This window comes from Methylocystis sp. IM3 (genome assembly GCF_038070105.1).
Taxonomy (GTDB): Bacteria; Pseudomonadota; Alphaproteobacteria; order Rhizobiales; family Beijerinckiaceae; genus Methylocystis.
On record NZ_JBBPBZ010000002.1, the window covers coordinates 1,500,001 to 1,519,483 of the forward strand.

The 19,483-nt window shown below is 58.6% G+C and carries 12 protein-coding genes, 1 tRNA gene, 2 rRNA genes and 2 pseudogenes (1 of these 17 cut by a window edge); 13 read left to right on the forward strand and 4 right to left on the reverse strand.

What is annotated here, in order from left to right:
• From WOC76_RS09135 to tnpC, 6 genes and pseudogenes are all read left to right on the forward strand, one after another.
• Positions 1-2,152, forward strand: a 23S ribosomal RNA gene (locus tag WOC76_RS09135) (it extends 696 nt beyond the left edge of the window).
• Between the two features lie 76 nt (positions 2,153-2,228).
• Positions 2,229-2,344 (forward strand): 5S ribosomal RNA (rrf, locus tag WOC76_RS09140).
• 86 nt (positions 2,345-2,430) lie between these two features.
• Positions 2,431-2,507 (forward strand) — tRNA-Met (locus WOC76_RS09145).
• Between the two features lie 347 nt (positions 2,508-2,854).
• Positions 2,855-3,127 carry an IS66 family transposase zinc-finger binding domain-containing protein gene (locus tag WOC76_RS24300; RefSeq protein WP_445730636.1) on the forward strand — a complete coding sequence of 91 codons (273 nt, stop codon included), beginning with the start codon at positions 2,855-2,857 and terminating at the stop codon, positions 3,125-3,127.
• Between the two features lie 167 nt (positions 3,128-3,294).
• Positions 3,295-3,366: pseudogene (locus tag WOC76_RS24305) on the forward strand (hypothetical protein); the annotation flags it as partial.
• A gap of 116 nt (positions 3,367-3,482) precedes the next feature.
• The gene (gene tnpC, locus WOC76_RS24310) at positions 3,483-4,217 is read left to right on the forward strand and encodes an IS66 family transposase (protein ID WP_445730635.1); all 735 of its coding nucleotides are present in this window, start codon (positions 3,483-3,485) and stop codon (positions 4,215-4,217) included.
• Positions 4,218-4,609: 392 nt separating this feature from the next.
• On the opposite strand, the gene WOC76_RS09155 is transcribed toward tnpC, so the two are convergent.
• Complete coding sequence (locus WOC76_RS09155) at positions 4,610-4,849, reverse strand: hypothetical protein (protein ID WP_341107416.1); 240 nt, start codon at positions 4,847-4,849, stop codon at positions 4,610-4,612.
• A 668-nt stretch (positions 4,850-5,517) separates the two neighbouring features.
• On the opposite strand from WOC76_RS09155, the gene WOC76_RS09160 reads away from it, so the two are divergent.
• The 5 genes from WOC76_RS09160 (at position 5,518) to WOC76_RS09180 (ending at position 14,349) form a co-directional block, all read left to right on the forward strand.
• Entirely contained in the window at positions 5,518-6,780 is a 1,263-nt protein-coding gene (locus WOC76_RS09160; protein WP_341107414.1) for a site-specific integrase, read from the forward strand.
• A 330-nt stretch (positions 6,781-7,110) separates the two neighbouring features.
• Positions 7,111-9,393 (forward strand): ATP-dependent nuclease, encoded by a 2,283-nt coding sequence (locus WOC76_RS09165; RefSeq protein ID WP_341431382.1) that lies wholly within the window; start codon positions 7,111-7,113, stop codon positions 9,391-9,393.
• The gene (locus WOC76_RS09170; protein ID WP_341107411.1) at positions 9,390-11,129 is read left to right on the forward strand and encodes a UvrD-helicase domain-containing protein; all 1,740 of its coding nucleotides are present in this window, start codon (positions 9,390-9,392) and stop codon (positions 11,127-11,129) included. The genes WOC76_RS09165 and WOC76_RS09170 overlap by 4 nt, the downstream gene beginning before the upstream one ends.
• A gap of 161 nt (positions 11,130-11,290) precedes the next feature.
• Positions 11,291-12,556: a hypothetical protein gene (locus WOC76_RS09175; RefSeq protein ID WP_341107410.1), complete on the forward strand. Its 1,266-nt coding sequence runs from the start codon at positions 11,291-11,293 to the stop codon at positions 12,554-12,556.
• A gap of 158 nt (positions 12,557-12,714) precedes the next feature.
• Positions 12,715-14,349 (forward strand): hypothetical protein, encoded by a 1,635-nt coding sequence (locus tag WOC76_RS09180; protein ID WP_341107408.1) that lies wholly within the window; start codon positions 12,715-12,717, stop codon positions 14,347-14,349.
• 89 nt (positions 14,350-14,438) lie between these two features.
• Here WOC76_RS09180 and WOC76_RS24315 read toward each other — a convergent pair whose 3' ends face one another.
• Positions 14,439-14,978, reverse strand: a complete 540-nt coding sequence (locus tag WOC76_RS24315; RefSeq protein ID WP_445730634.1) for a hypothetical protein — start codon at positions 14,976-14,978, stop codon at positions 14,439-14,441.
• Positions 14,979-15,206: 228 nt separating this feature from the next.
• Here WOC76_RS24315 and WOC76_RS09195 point away from each other — a divergent pair.
• Positions 15,207-15,427: pseudogene (locus WOC76_RS09195) on the forward strand (ISL3 family transposase); the annotation flags it as partial.
• 153 nt (positions 15,428-15,580) lie between these two features.
• Here the strand turns inward: WOC76_RS09195 and WOC76_RS09200 are convergent.
• On the reverse strand, positions 15,581-16,456 hold the full coding sequence (locus tag WOC76_RS09200) for a hypothetical protein (RefSeq protein ID WP_341431383.1): 876 nt from the start codon (positions 16,454-16,456) through the stop codon (positions 15,581-15,583).
• The gene (locus WOC76_RS09205; RefSeq protein WP_341107404.1) at positions 16,453-18,108 is read right to left on the reverse strand and encodes an AAA family ATPase; all 1,656 of its coding nucleotides are present in this window, start codon (positions 18,106-18,108) and stop codon (positions 16,453-16,455) included. The genes WOC76_RS09200 and WOC76_RS09205 overlap by 4 nt, the downstream gene beginning before the upstream one ends.
• Positions 18,109-18,492: 384 nt before the next feature.
• On the opposite strand from WOC76_RS09205, the gene WOC76_RS09210 reads away from it, so the two are divergent.
• On the forward strand, positions 18,493-19,116 hold the full coding sequence (locus WOC76_RS09210; RefSeq protein ID WP_341107402.1) for a recombinase family protein: 624 nt from the start codon (positions 18,493-18,495) through the stop codon (positions 19,114-19,116).
• The last annotated feature ends 367 nt before the right edge of the window (positions 19,117-19,483 follow it).

A 19,483-nucleotide genomic window follows, 5' to 3' on the forward strand; every position in this document is an offset into this window, starting at 1 on the left:
TAAGCCGGTAGGCGTAGGCGCAGCGAAAGCGAGTCTGAACAGGGCGTTCAGTTCGTTGCTTTAGACCCGAAACCGAGTGATCTAGCCATGAGCAGGTTGAAGGTGCGGTAACACGCACTGGAGGACCGAACCGGTGTCTGTTGAAATAGACTCGGATGACTTGTGGTTAGGGGTGAAAGGCCAACCAAACTCGGAAATAGCTGGTTCTCCGCGAAAGCTATTTAGGTAGCGCCTCGCATGAATTCTCCAGGGGGTAGAGCACTGGATGGGCTAGGGGTCCCACAGACTTACCAAACCCAACCAAACTCCGAATACCTGGAAGAAGTGTGCGGGAGACACACGGTGGGTGCTAACGTCCATCGTGGAGAGGGAAACAACCCAGACCAACAGCTAAGGCCCTAATTCGTGGCTAAGTGGGAAAGGATGTAAGAATCCCAAAACAACCAGGAGGTTGGCTTAGAAGCAGCCATCCTTTAAAGAAAGCGTAACAGCTCACTGGTCTAAATAAGGGTTCTCGCGCCGAAGATGTAACGGGGCTCAAGCCACGAGCCGAAGCTTTGGGTTCATCCGCAAGGATGAGCGGTAGCGGAGCGTTCCGTAAGCTGGTGAAGGAGTAGCCGTGAGGCGCTCTGGAGGCATCGGAAGTGCGAATGCTGACATGAGTAACGAGAAACACTGTGAAAGACAGTGTCGCCGAAAGTCCAAGGGTTCCTGCGTAAAGTTAATCTTCGCAGGGTTAGCCGGTCCCTAAGGCGAGGCCGAAAGGCGTAGTCGATGGGAATCACGTTAATATTCGTGAGCCAGTGGAAGGTGACGCGTGACGAAAGTCGTGAGGACTTACTGGATTGTCCTTGCGGCCTGGTTGCGCCAGGAAATAGCCTCCACATCAGACCGTACCCGAAACCGACACAGGTGGACTGGTAGAGTATACCAAGGCGCTTGAGAGAATGACGTTGAAGGAACTCGGCAATTTACCTCCGTAACTTCGGGATAAGGAGGCCTTCGGTTTGGGCAACCAGATCGGAGGGGCACAGACCAGGGGGTGGCAACTGTTTAACAAAAACACAGGGCTCTGCGAAATCGCAAGATGACGTATAGGGTCTGACGCCTGCCCGGTGCCGGAAGGTTAAGAGGAGAGGTGCAAGCCTTGAATTGAAGCCCCGGTAAACGGCGGCCGTAAATATAACGGTCCTAAGGTAGCGAAATTCCTTGTCGGGTAAGTTCCGACCTGCACGAATGGCGTAATGACTTCCCCGCTGTCTCCAACGTCAGCTCAGTGAAATTGAATTCCCCGTGAAGATGCGGGGTTCCTGCGGTCAGACGGAAAGACCCCGTGCACCTTTACTGTAACTTTGCATTGGCATTCGTGTCGGCATGTGTAGGATAGGTGGTAGGCTTTGAAGCATGGGCGCCAGCTCGTGTGGAGCCACCCTTGAAATACCACCCTTATCGTCATGGATGTCTAACCGAGGCCCGTCATCCGGGTCCGGGACAATGCATGGTAGGCAGTTTGACTGGGGCGGTCGCCTCCCAAAGAGTAACGGAGGCGCGCGATGGTGGGCTCAGAGCGGTCGGAAATCGCTCGTCGAGTGCAATGGCATAAGCCTGCCTGACTGCGAGACAGACAAGTCGAGCAGAGACGAAAGTCGGTCATAGTGATCCGGTGGTCCCTCGTGGAAGGGCCATCGCTCAACGGATAAAAGGTACGCCGGGGATAACAGGCTGATAACCCCAAGAGTCCATATCGACGGGGTTGTTTGGCACCTCGATGTCGGCTCATCACATCCTGGGCTGGAGAAGGTCCCAAGGGTTCGGCTGTTCGCCGATTAAAGTGGTACGTGAGCTGGGTTCAGAACGTCGTGAGACAGTTCGGTCCCTATCTGCCGTGGGTGTAGGAGAATTGAGAGGATTTGTCCCTAGTACGAGAGGACCGGGATGAACATACCTCTGGTGGACCTGTTGTGGCGCCAGCCGCAGTGCAGGGTAGCTATGTATGGACGGGATAACCGCTGAATGCATCTAAGCGGGAAACCCACCTCAAAACGAGTTCTCCCTCGAGAGCCGTGGAAGACGACCACGTTGATAGGCCGGGTGTGGAAGCGCGGCGACGCGCGTAGCTTACCGGTACTAATAGCTCGATCGGCTTGATCGCTCTCATTTATCAACGCCCATCCTCATAACAGTGAGGACGGCTGGAAAGACCCTTGCTTCAATATGTGTTTCGCCGGCCTGGTGGCCTTCGGCGAAGCGATCAGACCCGATCCCATCCCGAACTCGGCCGTCAAACGCTTCCGCGCCAATGGTACTATGTCTCAAGACCTGGGAGAGTAGGTCGTCGCCAGGCCTGCCAAACACATAAATCAGCCTCTTCCGATCCAAACATAAAAGCGCCGCCCACTTCCGCGGCGCTTTTTAGCGTCAGTCCCTCGGCGCGGGGTGGAGCAGCCCGGTAGCTCGTCAGGCTCATAACCTGAAGGTCGCAGGTTCAAATCCTGCCCCCGCATCCAAAATACACAAATAAACACAATCCGTTACGCAAAGCCCCGCTCCGCCCACGCCAGCGGGGCTTTCGCGCGTGTCCGCAACAAACCACATAAGAATGCGCGAATGACGTCGCTCGGTCGAGCGGAAATGGTCCGTCTGCTCGAGGGGCTCGATTGGCGGCGCGTGCATACGAAAGAGACGCCGGCGCCGGCGTTGCCGGGATGAGCCGCGACACAGTGAATCAGGGCGTCGAAGATCGTCGAAAGTCGGCAGAAAATATGGTCTTCTGCCCGCATGGAGCGCGCAACGAGCGCCTCGTCCAGATCACCATCGCTATTGGCGTCGCGCCGAGACGCTCCCCGAAGACCAGATGCTGCTCGCGCTCGAAGAGGTCGAGCAGACGGAAGCCGTCGCGGCCGCGGAAGCAGAAGCCAGCTCTGCCCCTGAACGCGAGAAGGCGGCCAGAAAGCGTCGCATGAACCGGGGCGCGTTACCCTCACATCTCCCGCGCGTTGAGCTCATCGTCGATATCGAGGACACGGCCTGCCCCTGCTGCAAGGGCGTGCTGCACCAGATCGGCGAAGATGTTTCTGAGCGGCTCGATGTCGTTCCGGCGCAGTTCCGGATGCTCGTGACGCGCTGACCCAAATACTGCCGGGCCTGTGAGGGCGCGGTGGTGCAGGCGCCGGTTCCGGCGCGGCTGATCGAATATGGCCTGCCGACCGATGCGATGGTCGCCCATGTGCCCGTTTCCAAATATGCCGACCACCTCCGCTCTATCGCCAAGCCCAGATCTACGCCCGGCGGGGGATCTCGCTCGATCGTTCGACGCTAGCCGACTGGGTCGGGCGCGCCGCCTGGCATTTGCGGCCCCTCCACGAGCGCCTCCTGAAAAACATCGGGTCCTCGGCAAAAATTTTCGCCGACGAGACGAGGGACCCCGGACGGGGGGCACCAAGACGGGCCAGCTCTAGGCTTACGCGAGGGATGATCGGCCATTGGGCGGCGCCGATCCGCCGCTCGCCGTCTATGTCTATGCGCAAAAACGCAAATCCGAGCAGCCGCTCGCTCATCTTGCAGGCTTCGCGGGCGTCGTCCAGGTCGATGGTTACGCTGGGTATCTGGCGCTGGTGCAGAAGAACAGCGTGTCGCTCGCCTTCTGTTGGGCGCACGTTCGTCGGCGCTTTTACGAACTCGCAGCAGCGGGGCTGGCTCCGATCGCCAGCGTGTCGCTCGAGCGGATCGGCGCGCTCTATTCCATTGAAAGCCAAATCGGCGGTCAAAATCCCGATGAGCGTCATGGCGCGCGCCAGGAAAAATGCCGCCTGGTCCTCGCGGAACTTGAACCCTGGCTGCGCGAGAAACTCGCGCTCATCAGCCAAAAGACGAAACTTGCCGAAGCGATCCGCTATGCCCTGTCACGCTGGGACGGTCTGATGCGCTTCCTCGACGACGGGGGCATCGAGATCGACTCCAACATTGTCGAGAGTGTGCGAGCCACCCCATTGCGCTCAATCGGAAGAACGCGCTCTTCGCAAGGCTCGGACGGCGGCGCCGAGAACTGGGCGATCCTCGCCTCGCTCATCGAAACGTGCAAGCTCAATCGGGTTGATCCGCTTGCATACATGACGGACGTGCTCACCAAGATCGTCGAGGGTCATCTCGCGAGCAAGCTCGACGAACTCAGGCCCTGGGCCTTCGCGCCGCCCGTCGAAATCAAAGACGTGACCTAAGCTCGGTTACCGTGAAGCGGCTTCCGAGCAACGACCATTTCGCGGTCGATGGCGACGCACGCGTCCACGAGCGACCCGTAAGCATCCGGCGTGGGCCGCAGACGGGTTAGGCTGAGCGTCTGGCGCGGCGCGCTGCTTCAGGTCTTTGTAGATTCCGATGAGCTCGACGAGAGTTTATATGCCGAAGTCTGTGAATTCGAGAACGCCGTCGTCTCCGATGCCGTAGACCCAGATGAAAACGGCTGATGACGCGCCCTTACAGCTTTCGTTTGTGTCGAGCATTATACCGGAGAAAGGTTGTCGGCCATAGGAATGCAGAAACCACCACCTCTCTTCTCACTCTGCTTTCCCGTTCCAAATAGAACGGCAACGTTAATTCCCATGGTAAGAGCTTATTCGTCCATTTTTCCGAAGGGCTCATTAGGCAACTTCAAGCCTTTACCAAACGGGTCCTTAGTTCCGCTCCAGCAGTAGACGGTCTTATAGCAGGTCGCTCCGGTAATGCGATTGCGGTGCCAGACGCCGCCGGGCAGCGTTTGATACAAGTACGCCCATGCGCCGACCGCTGCGAGCCCTAGGAACATGACCGTGAACGCAATCATCAATCTGTTTGCCACGAACCATTTGGACATGTTGCCCCTCCCAAACGAGCGCAACATGGACCAACTCGGACAAGGTGACAATGACGCTCACGCTTTTTGTTTAGGATGTCTTCGAGCCGCTTGCGTCAAGTTTTGAGGACGGCGCAATCCCAACTGAGATTGGTTGCCAGTGTGACGTTCCGCGCCAATCCAGGTTCTCGCCGTCGCTCCAAACCTCTCGCCTGCATCGGCGCCAGCGTCCCGTGACGAATTATGATCTTGAGCGCCGGGTGAGAAGGTAGTGGAGGATTCAGCGGCCAAAAATCAACGTTACCCGTTGATTTATTGGTGGGCGCACTAGGGCTCGAACCTAGGACCCGCTGATTAAGAGTCCGTGAAGAGAGTATATTATGGGTTATCATCGAATACGCGTCACTACGATTTTCTGCACAATTTCAGGATGTTGCTCTGCGACCTTGCGCCATGGACTACGGTCTGGTTCTCTGGTTCCTGCTTACTTTCTGCTTACTTTTGGGTAGATCGGACGTTGCCGGGCGCCGTTGATTGCGAAAAAAGAGTGAGAGTAGGGGGCTGGGGTCGTCCAAGCGTCCAACTTCGTCCAACGAGCCGGATTTGTTGGCGTTGCGCGTGGACGACCTCACAAACGGAGTCGTTCAAATTGGACGGCACGGCGTCCAATTGACCAGGGGCTAGCTGTCATGCCGAAGCTTACGAAGCGCGTTGTCGACGAACTGCAGCCTGCCGAAAAGGCAGGGTTGGTTTGGGACACTGATTTGAGGGGGTTCGGCATCCGCGTCTCACCTTCTGGAGCGAAAGCCTACGTTCTCCAGTATCGAACCAAGGCGGGTCGGTCTCGACGGATGACGATCGGCCGTCACGGCGTCTTGACGGTTGACGAGGCGCGAGCTCGGGCGCGCAAGCACCTTGCGTCAGTCTCGGATGGGGGCGATCCAATGGGCGACCGCTCGGCGCTCCGGGCTTCGCCAACCGTCATTGACCTGCTTAGCCGTCATATCGACGAACATGTGCAGATCCACAACAGCAAACGCACCCTGCATTCTACCCAGCGGCTCTTTGACCAATTTGCACGGCCGGCGCTTGGGGCGCTGAAGGTCGAAGGTGTGACGCGTCAAGATGTTTCCAAGCTGCATGTTTCGATGAAAGGGACGCCTCGCCAAGCAAATTTGTTGCTGGCTAATCTGTCAAAGGCTTTTGCAAATGCCGAGCTTTGGGGCCTGCGGCCCGATCAATCGAACCCGTGCCGGCATATTAAGCGATATCCCGAGAATCATCGGGAGCGGTTCCTTTCGGTCGCAGAATTGGAGCGGCTGGGAGCGGCCATGACAGAGGCCGAGACTGAAGGCTTGCCTTGGCCAGAGAATGGGGGAGCGAAGAGTAAACACCTGCCCAAACCCGAAAAGCGCCGGACCATGGTATCAGCCGGCCCGCTAGGAGTTATTCGCATCCTATTGTTCACGGGCGCGAGGCTCTCTGAAATTTGTGAGCTTCGTTGGGAACATGTTGATTTCAAGGCTGGCACACTGAAGCTTCCGGGAAAGAAAGGTGGCGCGCGCAAGACGCACCCGGTCGGGTCCGTCGCTTTGGACGTGCTGGCCAGGGTTAGGCGCGTGGAGGGGTCGTCATGGGTTTTTGCTCGGCCAAGTGACCCGCGAAGGTGTATTTCTACGGAAGTCGTCGAAAATGCATGGCAGCGGCTCAGGGTGCGAGCGGGCATAGAAGATGTAAGGCTCCATGACCTCCGCCATACGGTGGGTACGTTCGCGTCGCAGGCGGGAGTTAACGCCTTCATCGTAAGAGACGTCTTGCGACATGTCTCGACGGCCATGACAAACCGATACGTGAATTTCGACGAAGATCCTGTTCGCGAAGTCTCTGACAAGGTGGCAGCTAGAATTCGCGCAAGTCTCAACGGGAGCGGGGGGCAGAAGTCATCCCCCTGAAAGGAAAAGCGTTAGGCCAGAATGCGCTCCGTTGTTGGGTAGATAAAATGCAATCTAAGTAAGCCTTCTTATGCTCATCTCGCGAAATCTCGTAGGTCACCCTGTCGCAAAGCAGGCCGCCCCCGAGGGGTGCTCCTGACTTTTTGCGGACGTTTTGTGCGGCTGCTTCCAGGATGGCATCGAGCGCAGGCGAGCGCCGCAGAAGGGGACGGCTGAGACCGTGTGGCTTGAGCGTAAGGGAAGGCTTCCCATTCAATTTTCCACACTTTCGCTAGCTGCATCACGAGTGTAAATTCACCATGCATAATTACCTTCTAATGAGGCGGCCGAGTGAAGCTAAAGGCATTGCAAATAAAGAACTTCCGCTTACTGCACGATATTTCTCTGCAGCTTGAAGATGAGACCACAGTCGTAGTAGGACGCAACAACTGCGGAAAAACCTCACTCTCCGACGTCATCCGCAAATTCCTATCGGAACGGAGCACATTCGAGATAGAGGACTTTTCGAGCGCTTGCTATGATAAATTCTGCGCGGCGCACCGCGCGCACCTAAAAGGTGCCGACGTCGAAAAGGTCCGAGCGCTCGTACCGTCAATCGATTTGCGGCTTCACGTGAGCTTTGACCCGACAGTTCCAGAGTTCGGCCCGCTCCGCGAGTTCGTCATAGATACCGACGTCAACTGCACGGAGGCCGTCATCGTGTGCTCGCGGAGCCTCGCCGATGGTCGGATTGCAGCATTGTTTGAGGGGCACGAGAAAACCGTGCTGCAAGGGACCGACGAGGCGCACTCCAACGAAGATCGCTTGGCACTCTTCCGCAGCTTGGCCGACCGCGTGCCGACGCTCTTTTCGACGCGGATATGGGCCGAGGACCCGCAGGACCCGACGGACACGCGTGAAGTGACGCCGAAGGCTGTCGCGAACCTGCTGTCGCTCGGCTTTGTGAATGCGCAGCGGGCGTTGGACGGCACAGGTGGCCGTGACACCGACGTGTTAGCAAAGGTGCTTGAGGGCTTGTTCCAAAGCGCCTCCGTCTCGACGGCGGACGGCTCCCAAAAGAACATCGCTGACGGGCTCAAGAAGGCCGTCGAGGAAATCCAGTCGGGCATGGACACGAATTTTAAGGCGGAGCTCGCGAAGCTCATGCCCGCGATTGAGTATTTCGGGTATCCGGGACTGGACAACGTGCCGCTGCAGCCGGAGACGAAGCTTGAAGTCGGCAAGCTTCTTTCCAACTTCACGAAGATTCATTACGCCGGTTACAGCGGCGTGCAGCTACCAGAATCCTACAATGGGCTCGGGTATCGCAACCTTCTCTATATCCTGCTCAAGATCGTTGGCTTCTTTCGCGAGTACCGGGCGCATGCGAACGCGCCTGGCTTGCAGCTCATCGTGATCGAAGAACCCGAAGCCCATCTGCATCCGCAGATGCAGGAGGTTTTTATCCGGCAATTGCCGGAGATCGTCAAAAAGCTCTGTGCATTGGAGGGCGAGGACGTCTCGTGGCCGGTGCAATTCGTCGTCTCGACGCACTCGCCGCACATTGCGAATGAAGCCCGTTTCGACACGATCCGCTATTTCGCCGTCACGTCGAAGGATCAGCCGGTTGGCGTGCGCTGCACTCGGGTTAAAGATCTCAGCAGCGACCTCGCTGGATTGAAGGGACCAGCCTCTGACTTTCTGCACCAGTACTTGACGCTGACGCGCTGCGACCTTTTCTTCGCGGATAAGGCGGTTCTGATTGAAGGGACGACGGAGCGGCTGATGTTGCCGCAAGTAATGCGCGCCCTCGATGCCGTCGATCCCTCCCTGAAGCTTGGCAGCCAATACATAGCGATCATGGAGGTTGGAGGTGCTTATGCACAGCTCTTCATTCCGCTCCTCGAATTCCTGGGACTGCGCAGTCTGATCATCACTGATCTCGATTCGGTCAAACGCAACGCCAAGAATAAGCTTGAGGCTTGCCTCGTCCACGAGGGGGAGACCACGAGCAATTCTTGCATCAAGCACTGGTTTAATACGGCCGAAGCATCGGCCCCGGTGCCCGAAAGTGTAACCGAAGCGGCTGCCGAGGAGCCGGCAACAACGCCTGAAGCCGCGCCGCAAGCGACTCCAGCGGACCGAGGTCCGGCGATGGCGGAAGCAGCTCAAGCCCAGCCTGTTGACGATGACGAGGAAGAAGTCGCGGATCACGCGACTTTGTTTCCGTTGTCGACAGCGATGTCAGCCGATAATGCCGTCAAGACCCGAGGCAGTCTGCGTCTCGCATATCAGGTGCCTGAAGCGTCAGGCGGGCCGTGTGGCCGGACATTCGAAGACGCGTTCATTCTCGCGAATCAGGCCCTCTTCGGCATTACGGGCGCGACGAATGACGCGCTCGCGGAGGCCGCCAAGGCCAAGGCTGCCAAGCAGAAAAAGTCGAAGTTCGCGCTGACCTACGCTATTGAGAAAACCGCATGGGTCACGCCGCGATATATTGAAGAGGGTGTGCGCTGGCTCGCCGCAAGCAGCGCCGCTGTCGCTGATCCTGGTGTGGCGCTTGCCGCCGAGGCGAACGCCGTCAATGCGATTGATGCGCTCACCGACACGCCAACCTCCGGTGAAGCCTCGTGATCGGGGCCCCTGAACCCAATCCCGCCGAGGCCGCCGCCGCCGCCGCATGGGAAGTGTTGAAAGGCTGCCTGGACGACGGGTCGAGCTTCGTGTTCGAGGCGGGAGCTGGCGCCGGTAAGACCTACTCTCTGATCGCTGCGCTTCGCTACATCCTGAAGGACCGGACGCGAGAGCTTCAACGCGCGCACCAGCAAGTCGCCTGCGTCACGTATACCAATGTCGCGCGGGATATGATCATCGCGCAGACCGATGGCGATCCGGTAATCTACTGTGACACGACCCACGCGTTCGCGTGGATGCTCGTCAGCCCGTTTCAAAGACGGCTTCGCGAGCTCGTCCGCGCGCTGCCCGGTTGGGCGGATCGCATCGAAGAAGTCAACGCCGCGAACATCACGGCGGTTGCGTACGCGCTAGGCCGGCGCTCCATCGAAGATGGCACTGCGAACCTGCACCACGACGACATTTTCCCGGCGTTCATCGAACTGATGCAGTCCGCGAAGTTCCGTAACGCGGTGGCGTCGCGCTTCCCAATCATTCTCGTGGATGAGTATCAGGACACGAATGCACAGCTGATCGAATGTCTCAAGAACCAGTTCATCGGTAAGCCGCAAGCGCCGCAATTTGGATTCTTTGGTGACCACTGGCAGAAGATTTATGGCGATGGCTGCGGCTCGATCACGCACGACGCTTTGAAGCGCATCGATAAGAAGGCGAACTTTCGCAGCTCGAAGCCAATCGTCGACATCTTGAACTTGATCCGCCCGGAGCTCGCGCAGGCGGTGAAAGACCCGACTGCGCCGGGCGAAGTTCATGTCTTTCATACCAACGGATGGGGCGGTGCACGGCTCACGGCGAACCACTGGCAGGGTGATCTCCCTCCAACAGAAGCCGCGCGAGCGCTCGGGAATGTCCGTGCCGAGCTCGAAGACGTAGGCTGGGATTTTGCCGGCGACACGAAGGTCCTGATGCTCACCCACCGGGCGCTTGCGACAGAGATGGGCTATGGCTCGATGCGGACCGTCTTCACATTCAACGACTCCTTCACGCGAAAGGCCAACGAGGTTATCGCTTACTTCCACGAGCATCTTGAACCGGCGGCGCGTGCCTACCTAGCCAAGCGGTTCGGCAAGATGTTCGCAGCGATTGATGCCGAGCGTCCGGTGATGAACGGGCCGGCCGACAAGGCAAGATGGTCGGACGCTATGAAGCGCCTCTGCGAACTTCGTTACACGGGCACGGTCGGCGACGTGATCGCGCACGTGTCCTCCACGGGCCTGCCTATCCTCTCAGACGCGGTCGTGCGTCAGGAGAGAGCACTTTCCGACGCGCTTTCGGCCGGCGAGCCGCTGACTGGACGCGTCAAGGAGCTCCATGCACTTCACACAGTGCCCTACCAAGAGATCATCGCACTCTGCGAGTATCTCGACGGTCACTCGCCGTTTGAAACCAAGCATGGGGTGAAGGGCGACCAGTTCGAAAATGTCCTCGTCGTATTCGGGCGCGGCTGGAACGAGTACGACTTCAATCTCTATTTGAAGATGGCCGGAAACCCTGGCCTGATCGGTACTCGAACGGCGGCATACGAGCGTTACCGCAACCTGTTCTATGTCGCGGTCTCGCGGCCGAAGAGGCGCTTGGCGCTCGTCTTCACGCATTTACTTGAGCCCGGCGCGATGGCGACACTGTCGGGATGGTTCGCTGGCCATCCGATCCGGGATATCGGCCCGGCGCTATGATGGCTGCCTTAGCTTTGTGCGTTTTATCGTCCATCCACTGAATCAAGGTCTCGTATGGCCAACGATCTAACTATTATGCTCGTCTAGCTGGCATGCCAAGTTTCAACCAAGAGCGACACCGATCGCACAAAGACGCCCCGCAGGCGCAGGAGCAGGAGCCTTTGGCCCAATTTAGCGAGGACGTGGTCCACGATTTTCTCTTCGAGACCGGGCTCAGGCACCTGGTTGACGACACCGACGCCTTTGGTGAAGACGATGCGACTGGCGACGAAGAGGAGTTTCAGCTCTGGCGAATTATCAGGGCGCGGGCAATTGCCAAGCTGGAGCGGCTGCATAATTCCGTCCGGCATGGTGAATTCCTTGGAAGCAAGATTAAGCTTCCTACGGACCACACCCGGCCGATGGAGCTCGACCTGATAGGCAGCCACGACAGCGGTCTTTTTATCTTGGAGCTGAAGGTCGATAGGGCTGCTGAGCGCAACGCATTCTCGGAGCTGTTCGCCTACAGCAATTACCTCGCCGGGATGTTCGCCTTGTCGGGCCACAAAGACATCACCAACGTCCTTGTCTCGGCAATGGAAGTGAAGATCACGCGTCAGGCTTATCTCTACGACCTCCTGATCGCCGACCGCGACGTCCTAGTCTACGCGCCGGTCTTTCTCACCGACGAACTCCACAGCCTACGCCTACGACTGCACGTGCCCAGCGACGACGAGTTCAAGCGCTTCACCAACCAGCTCTTGTCGCATGACGCCATGGCTTGCGCGGTCATTACCATCGACGATCTGGCGGGTTGGATCGACAACAAGGAAGAAGGCGGCTCGTTGAACGAAAGGACCCGCAGACACCTGTCTGGCCTCAGCAACTACGCAGCGCAGTTGATGGAGGAGGAACGGCTGCACGGGTTCTGTTTCATACGAAAATTTTGGAACTCGATCCCCTACTCAGACCGCAGCAGCCTGTTCATCTGCGCCCTGAATCCGTTTCGACTAGCCGAGCTCGATCGGGCGAACGCCGTCACGGCCCAGATGGATTTGGAACACCACGCCACGCTTTTTGAAGCGCCAAAATTCGCCTTTTACGACCGGCTGATACGGCTTGCCCAGCGCGTAGTTAGCGACGGCCTCACCCATGGGGCGCGTGGTGAGGTCGAAGTCCCGCTGTGGAGAGCCGTCGTCACCTCCGTCAGTGAGGTCGCCATCTCCCACAACTTCGCCTTCCGGCCGACCGGTATGGTGCGCGAGGCCTACGTCAGTTACCTGAACGGCATCTACGCCCGCAACGCGTCGGCGACCAGCTACAAGGAAGACGTCTCAAAACTGAAAATTGAGGAAGTCTTTAATTGGCTCCGAGCTTGGATGTTCATGGAGAGCTGCGGTTTCCGCGACCACGAGGAACCCGAAGAAAAGGACGATTATCAGAGCTAAGCAAGAGCGCAGGATGGTCTCACATTGGCCCCCTTCGCAGAGGCTTCGTCCAGCCTCGGACCGGAGAGAGCCTTTGGCCGAAGCCCGCCGGTGCATTGCAACAAAATCCGCCCACCGGGCCGCGAGGGTGCGGCCAGACAAAGGTCCAGAGTCGCCGTATGCCGCCGCCCGATGAGACCGAAGAGGCAAACAGCTTCAATGTGCAGGCCGTGTTTCGCTTGAAGGAGGAACTCGATGTCGCCGAGGCTCGCGTTCGTGCCCTCATTAAAGGACTCGACGCTGCCCGTCGGCGGTACGCTCGAACACGCTCCGGCGAAGATCGGGCCGCCATGGACGCGGCACAGGCTGAGGCCGAACAGCTCCATAACGCTTACGCGCAGTTGGTCCAGAGGCTTCAAAAGCGTTCGTGCATCACGGCGGAAGAGCTGGCCGAGAACGAGGCCGACCGCGCCTCAGGGATAGATCAGCTTCCCCGCTCAGCCCTCACTGCCGATAAAATTAATTCCACGGCAGATCTCGACGCCCTGCTCCCGCGCGCACTCGAGGCGATCGAGAGGCTGTTACCGGCCCAATGGATCGACGAGGAGGCGCCGAATTTCGCACGCCTTGACGAGGTGTTCGGTCCGGACGGGGTGTTATCGATCACCAAGGGCCTGAGGCCAGAAAGCGAGAAACCACCTCTACACCGTCTCCGCCAGGCGATCTACACCGCGCGCGACTACTTGGACGGCAACCTGCACTACGACCACTTCGCGGGCGCCATTCATATCCCAACTCTAGCTCAGTTGGGTGCCGAGCTCGATCATCTGAACGCAGTCGGCGGTGACGTTGATAGCCGCCTACAGAAACTCTGGCTCGGGCCGAGCCACGCTGTTGACGCGACCTTCTTCGAGCTGTTGACCGCCGCCCGCTGCGCGGGCCGCGGCCGCACCGTCGCCTTCATCGAAGAGACTACAGATAAGTCGCCCGACCTGGAATGTGGAGACCCGTTTCCAGTGGTCATCGAGTGCAAGCGGCAGGACCCGCTCTCAAAATTCGAGCTAGAGGAGGAATGCGTAATGCGCGCCATCTTCCTGCGGCTTCGGCACCTCGCGCGCGCGAGCGGTCTCGCCGGGCGCTTTGAGCTACGTCTCGCAGTCGAGGCTAAGAGCTTAAACGTCGAGGAGGTCGCCGGCGCGGCCTTCCGTGCACGTCTGTCTCCTCACGCCAACAGCCCGCTGGCATATGGCTGGGGGGCAGTCGCCTTTCAGGAGTTGCCACGCCGCGGCCGGTTGCCGGTGGTCACGCGCGCCTATAGCCCAACGATGTTGGAGCGGGTCTTCGGCTGGAACATGGAATTGCCGGAGTGGGATGGCCTCTGCTGCTCTATCGCGAATGCCCGCGGCGGGGTCGTCGAAGAGGTTCAGAATCCGCTTGCTTTGCTGTGGAGCAACGAGTCGCCCGAGGCTCTGCGCAAGAGGACCTGGGCGCCAACCAACCTGTTCGGCTCCGCGACGGGTCAGATCTATGGCGGCGCCGTCGGGATTATCTACGTCGCTTATGTCGAAGGCGCCCGTGAAGCGGCAGCCGACCTTCGCGTTGCCGCCTATCAAGAGCGGCTACAAGACTGGGAGCACGCTGGCGATATCCGGATCCCTATCTCTGTTTTGACGCGGCTCTATCCCCGCCCACTTGGCGAGGGCAATCCGGACCTCATCGAGAGTGGAGTGCAGATCCTTAGCGAGCAATACGGTCATCCTTCGCTTTTCGACGACTTCCCCACGACCATCTTCACCCGATCACCGGACGAATGAGTACATTCGTGATCGCCTAGGGTGGCCCGAATGTAGGAGGCAAGCCGACAGGTCCGTTGTCTAGCTGCGTCCCTTGGCAGGCAATACGACTAGGCGGGGCTTTTCTTCAGCATGCGGCCGAGCCAGGAACCGTCGGGCGCTCCTTTGCGAGCGGCCCAGCGGACGACGGTCATCAGGCGCTGACCAGCATTCGGTGCAAATCGCGCTGTCCCATTTTCGAGGTCCCTCCGAGCCGGGTTGTGCCGCACGACGAGTTTTGCCGCGCCGTCAGGCCGAGCCAGGCCGCGAAGTCGCGCCCCCTTCGCGAAACTGTCCGGCGGCGGCGCCAGCGCCTCTGTGGGTCGCGCAGATCCGCCGATGCCAAGGATGGTCATTAGCCGCTTGGCGGCCTCGTCTTGCCGAGCCCGCTCGCGAATATCCCTTTCGAGAATGCCGATCTTTTCGGGCAGTAAGGCAATATGATCGAACAGGAGTTGGTGAACGTCGGGATCGATTTCCGGTAGCCCGATGTCGCGGTCTTGCGGCGCTTCGACAAGACGCTTGACGTGCACTGGACCGTTGGGAGCGATACGCGCCATATTTCGCCAGATGCCCAGCACCGCGTTGACGTCTGGTGCGCTGGCCGACAAGCAAATCGCGCGACTTGAATGTCATCCCCGGACGCTTGCTTTTCGACGCTCTTCACCGCAACGAAACCCACCGTCGGCCCCGCCGCCGCTTCGGCGCCTTCCGCATCGGCCGCGTCGTTCTTGTTCCGCTTCACGAACGGCTTCACGTAAGTTGGCGTCGAGAAGAAATCAACGCCGTCATTGTCGCTCAGGCCAAGCGCGGTGCAACCATCAAAGAGATTGCACCCGAACGAACTCGACGGCTGGCTCGAGCGACTGAGGGCCCGCCTTCTGGCGTCCTTTGCAAACGGGTCATCAAAGACCATGCGGCGGTTGCGGCGGTGATTACCTTCATCTGGTCCAATGGCTAGACAGAGGGCAAAATCAGAAGGCTGAAGCTGAGTAAGCGCCAGATGTATGGGCGCGCGAAACTCGACCGTCTTGAAGCGCGACTTGTCGGAGCCGACTGACAAAAGGCTGCATCAGGTTTGCGTCAGAGCCAAATTTTGGACGCCTATAGGGTCAAACTTCCAACGCCGATTGACACTGCTGTCGGTTTTGATGGACGCATCGTATTGATTGCGAACTGCAGTGCAAGCGACATCGCAACTTCAGCGCAAAAATTATGTAATTAGCAACGGATCATCCGGCTGCCTGCCTGGCCGCGAAAACCGGTCGTAAAGCCAGTCAAGAACATCATCATCTAATAGGCCAAACACAAACATAGATAGCCAATTATTCTTGCTTTCATGAAAGTCATCAAGCCGCGTTAGCTCCTTCTGCAATATCTCCTTCAGATCGTCCCGCGATGCCGGATTTCCGCTGAGATCGGTGGTGAGTTGACCGGGGCGTCTGATTAGCTTGGCCCAAGTTCTGGACATGAACTGGAGCACGCCCGTCCGCTCTACCACGTTCGCAATGTGGAAGCTCACCGACGGGAGGCGCGGATCGGGGGCGTCCAGCAGTACGCGCAAGGACAAATGGGGCACAGGGCCCAACTCCGTGAAGCGAACGGCTATAAGCCGTTCGCCCAGGAAGTCGTCGAAATAAGGATGAAGGATACGCTCCCCCAAGTTAGGACCTGTCAGGTTCCTGCTTCTCAAGCCATTGCACTTGCAGGCGGGTACCAAGTTCAATCCGAATATCGCGAATTCGGGGAAGTCGGTCTTGGGAAGAAGGTGGTCCAAGGTGCCGCTATGAAGGGAGCCGCACATTGGGCATGTGTTCACCTCGCTCCGGATTCGTAGCTCCCTGATGTGCTGAAGATCGACATTCGGCGACTTGTAATGTGCCAAGAGGTGTTTCTTGATCTGTGCGGGGAGCGGGACTGGCTCCACCTTAGTGGCATCACCAGCCACGGCGACGTACTGCTGATACCCGCCGAGAACCGCGGCAACATGAGGCTGGAGCTCCGGATAACTATTGACGCTTCTATTCTGAGAGAGCGACTGCAGCGCAAAATGGTCATCGAAGAAGTTCGGCCGAGGGAGTCTATTCACCTGTCCCCCGCCGGAGTGCCGCGATGGGATAGGCGTGCACGAATCTCGCCCAGCAGTTCTAGTGATAGGTCGTCCTTGTAGCGGGCGAACACCTTCTCCCAGTCGTCCGAGGTCTCGACGATGCGACGTTCGACGTCAATGGCGAGTCTCGAAGGCTGGTCCTCACCGAACACGAAGTAAGAGATGGCGCCGACGTCCGCACCGAAAGTCTTCAACGTCGGGCGCTCCACCACGATCGAGCGGTCCGGTTGCGACCGCAGTACCTGCACTTGGTCTTCGAAAGCCTCGCGCACGAAATACACGGAGTGCGTGGCTATGATGGCTACAGATCCCGTTTCCTCTAGCAGGCTGTCTAGGACAGCGACAAACTGGCTGATCAGGCTTGGGTGCAAGTGCGTCTCGGGTTCGTCGAACAGTAGTAATGTGCCGTTCTCGATATGGAGACTGGCCAGCGCAGCGAATCGGACGAATGCCTCTTCCCCGCTCGAGAGCGGGAAGTGTTTCCCATCGATCAACCGCACTAATTCCTTGTCGTTACGGACCGCTGCTATTCGGCCTAGGATCTGCTGCTCGGAGCCCCGCTGCAAATCCGCTATCGAGACACCCTCCGCGCCCCTCGACGAGCCAGGCAGCCGTAGCTCCTCAAAGCGCTCGATATTCGCTAACGCTTTCAGGAACAGGCGGAAACGATTGTTAACCTTGATGCGATCAGTAGTGCGAGCGAGCTGGACTATCAGGTCCGAAGTCGCCTGTCGGTCACGGTGATTGTCTCGCCTGTTCAGTGCAAACCGCCGGTACAATACCTTGGAGGTGCGGCGTCTAGACGGGAACACCGAAGTTGAAGCGGTAGGCGCGAACGCGAGCAAGCGGTTGAACGCGGGTCGCTCTCCATTCTCGTCCGTTAGATCACCGGACCCCTTCTGTGCAGCATCAGCGATGCGGGCCAATGTCTGGCTCTTGCCGACGCCATTTGCCCCGATGACAATAGCAAATCGCTTTGGCAATGTCGTTTCATGCTGATCGAAATGGAATGCTAGCCGGTGCTCGTTGGGCCGCCCGGGCAGTTGGAAGTTGATTTTAAGGGTCCGGGAGATTTGGCCTAACTCTTCGAATTCAAGTCCTTCCAGGACTGAGCCCGCATTTTTCCACGCGAAATACGTTTCTGTCGAGCGAAGGAAGCCGAGTTGAAAGACGGTCGTCGCCTTAGCGCGGCGAAGCCTAGACCGCCCGCCTGAATCTACCTCGGCCGCAACCAAGTCGCGCATGGCACGAAGGGCGTCCTTCGCGTCGCCCGGACCGAGTTCGCCAACGATCCTCCTGTAACCGGACATATCGGGTAACATAGTGAAGTAATCCGGCAGCCTCGCAGGGTCGATGAACTGCTCTTTGGTGTTGTCGAGAGCGTTCAAAATTAAGCGGGCGTCCGGATGGCGCGCCTCTGGAGCTAGGAACCCAACGAACCCTTGAAGCAGGAGCGGATCACGTGCGCGCCCGGGGTCGTGGAGATAGATCGCGATGTCGACGCGAATTCGAAATCCAAAGTCATTCCACGCGTCCGCTGACGGACTAACGACGATGACGCCGGCTTCCTGCAGGCTGCCTGGGGCTCTAGCAAATACGACTCGATAGTCGCGAGCGCTTTGATTGACCACCCAGTTCACTCCAGCAAGGACGAGACGGCGACCTATTAGGCATAAATATCAGCGGGGACAACCCGCCATTAGGAGCGTCTTGGCTTTGGCTCGACTTCTTGCGCTACTAGGCGAAGGCGGTGCCTAAGGGGGGATAGAGGTGTCGGCCACGGCCTACGTAGGGTAGCGACAGCGGCGACGCTGAACGTCGAAACCGCCGCCAATGAAGCATCAACGACTTCAACACGTCTCTACGCGGCCGCTTTTGTGATTAGCCGGCGCATCCGGTCCAAATTGAGTATACCTTTAGCGAACCAGTCTTTTTATGGTTCGATAAATACCGTTTGACAATGCAAAACGAACCAAGCATATAGAAACCATCCAAAAAGAACCGGATGGTTTCAAATGTTCGTTAGAGCTTATCTGCGGGCCTCCACCGCCGACCAGGACGCCGCCCGCGCCAAGGGCGCGTTGCAGGCCTTCGCCAAAGAGCATGGTCTGCGGATCGCCGCCTGTTACGTCGAGAACGAGTCGGGCGCGTCGCTGCAGCGCCCCGAGCTGTTTCGGCTGCTTGCGGACTGCGAACCGGGCGACGTGCTCCTGATTGAGCAGGTCGACCGCCTCTCGCGCCTCGGCGCCGCCGATTGGGAGCGGCTCAAGAGCGAGATTGCCGCCCGGCATGTGCGCGTCGTGGCCCTCGACCTCCCGACAAGCTGGGCGATGGCCCGCCCGGATGCGGATCAGTTCACGGCCCGCATGTTCGAGGCGATCAATGCCATGATGCTGGACATGCTCGCGGCCGTCGCCCGCAAGGATTACGAGGACCGGCGCCGCCGGCAGAAGGAAGGGGTTGAAAAGGCCAAGGCCAGCGGCGTCTATAAGGGCAGGCCCGCGGATATTGAGCGCAACGGCGCTATCGCGAAAATGATCGCCTCTGGGCAGAGCTGGTCAAGCATCCAGGCTGCGTCGGGCTGCTCACGCTCGACGATCGCCCGCATTGCGAAAGAGATTAGCGGTCGTTTGGCCTGAAGCAGGACAGTTCGTCATCCGGGCGCGCGCGTCGCTTTAATTTAAGGTGCAGCGCTAAGGATTGTGGAAGCTCCGGCTATGCACTGGGCAACGATGGAAGTCGCCAACAAATAGGCTTACGGTAGTGATCGGCGGGGGCAGCGGAATGATTAATGAACTGAAAGGACCCTATCGGATTGTGAACGATGCCCATATGCGGAAACGCGCGGCGAACACCGAAGACCCTCGTCACATTTTCTATCTTGCGGGGCTGACAAGTCGCACGTTTGAAGAATATTTGACGAAGGTTGGTGACGTCAAAGTTGAACCTCCGACACATCCGTCGAGCGCTATATCGGGAAGGCGCGAGATTAAGTGGTGGCTTGAT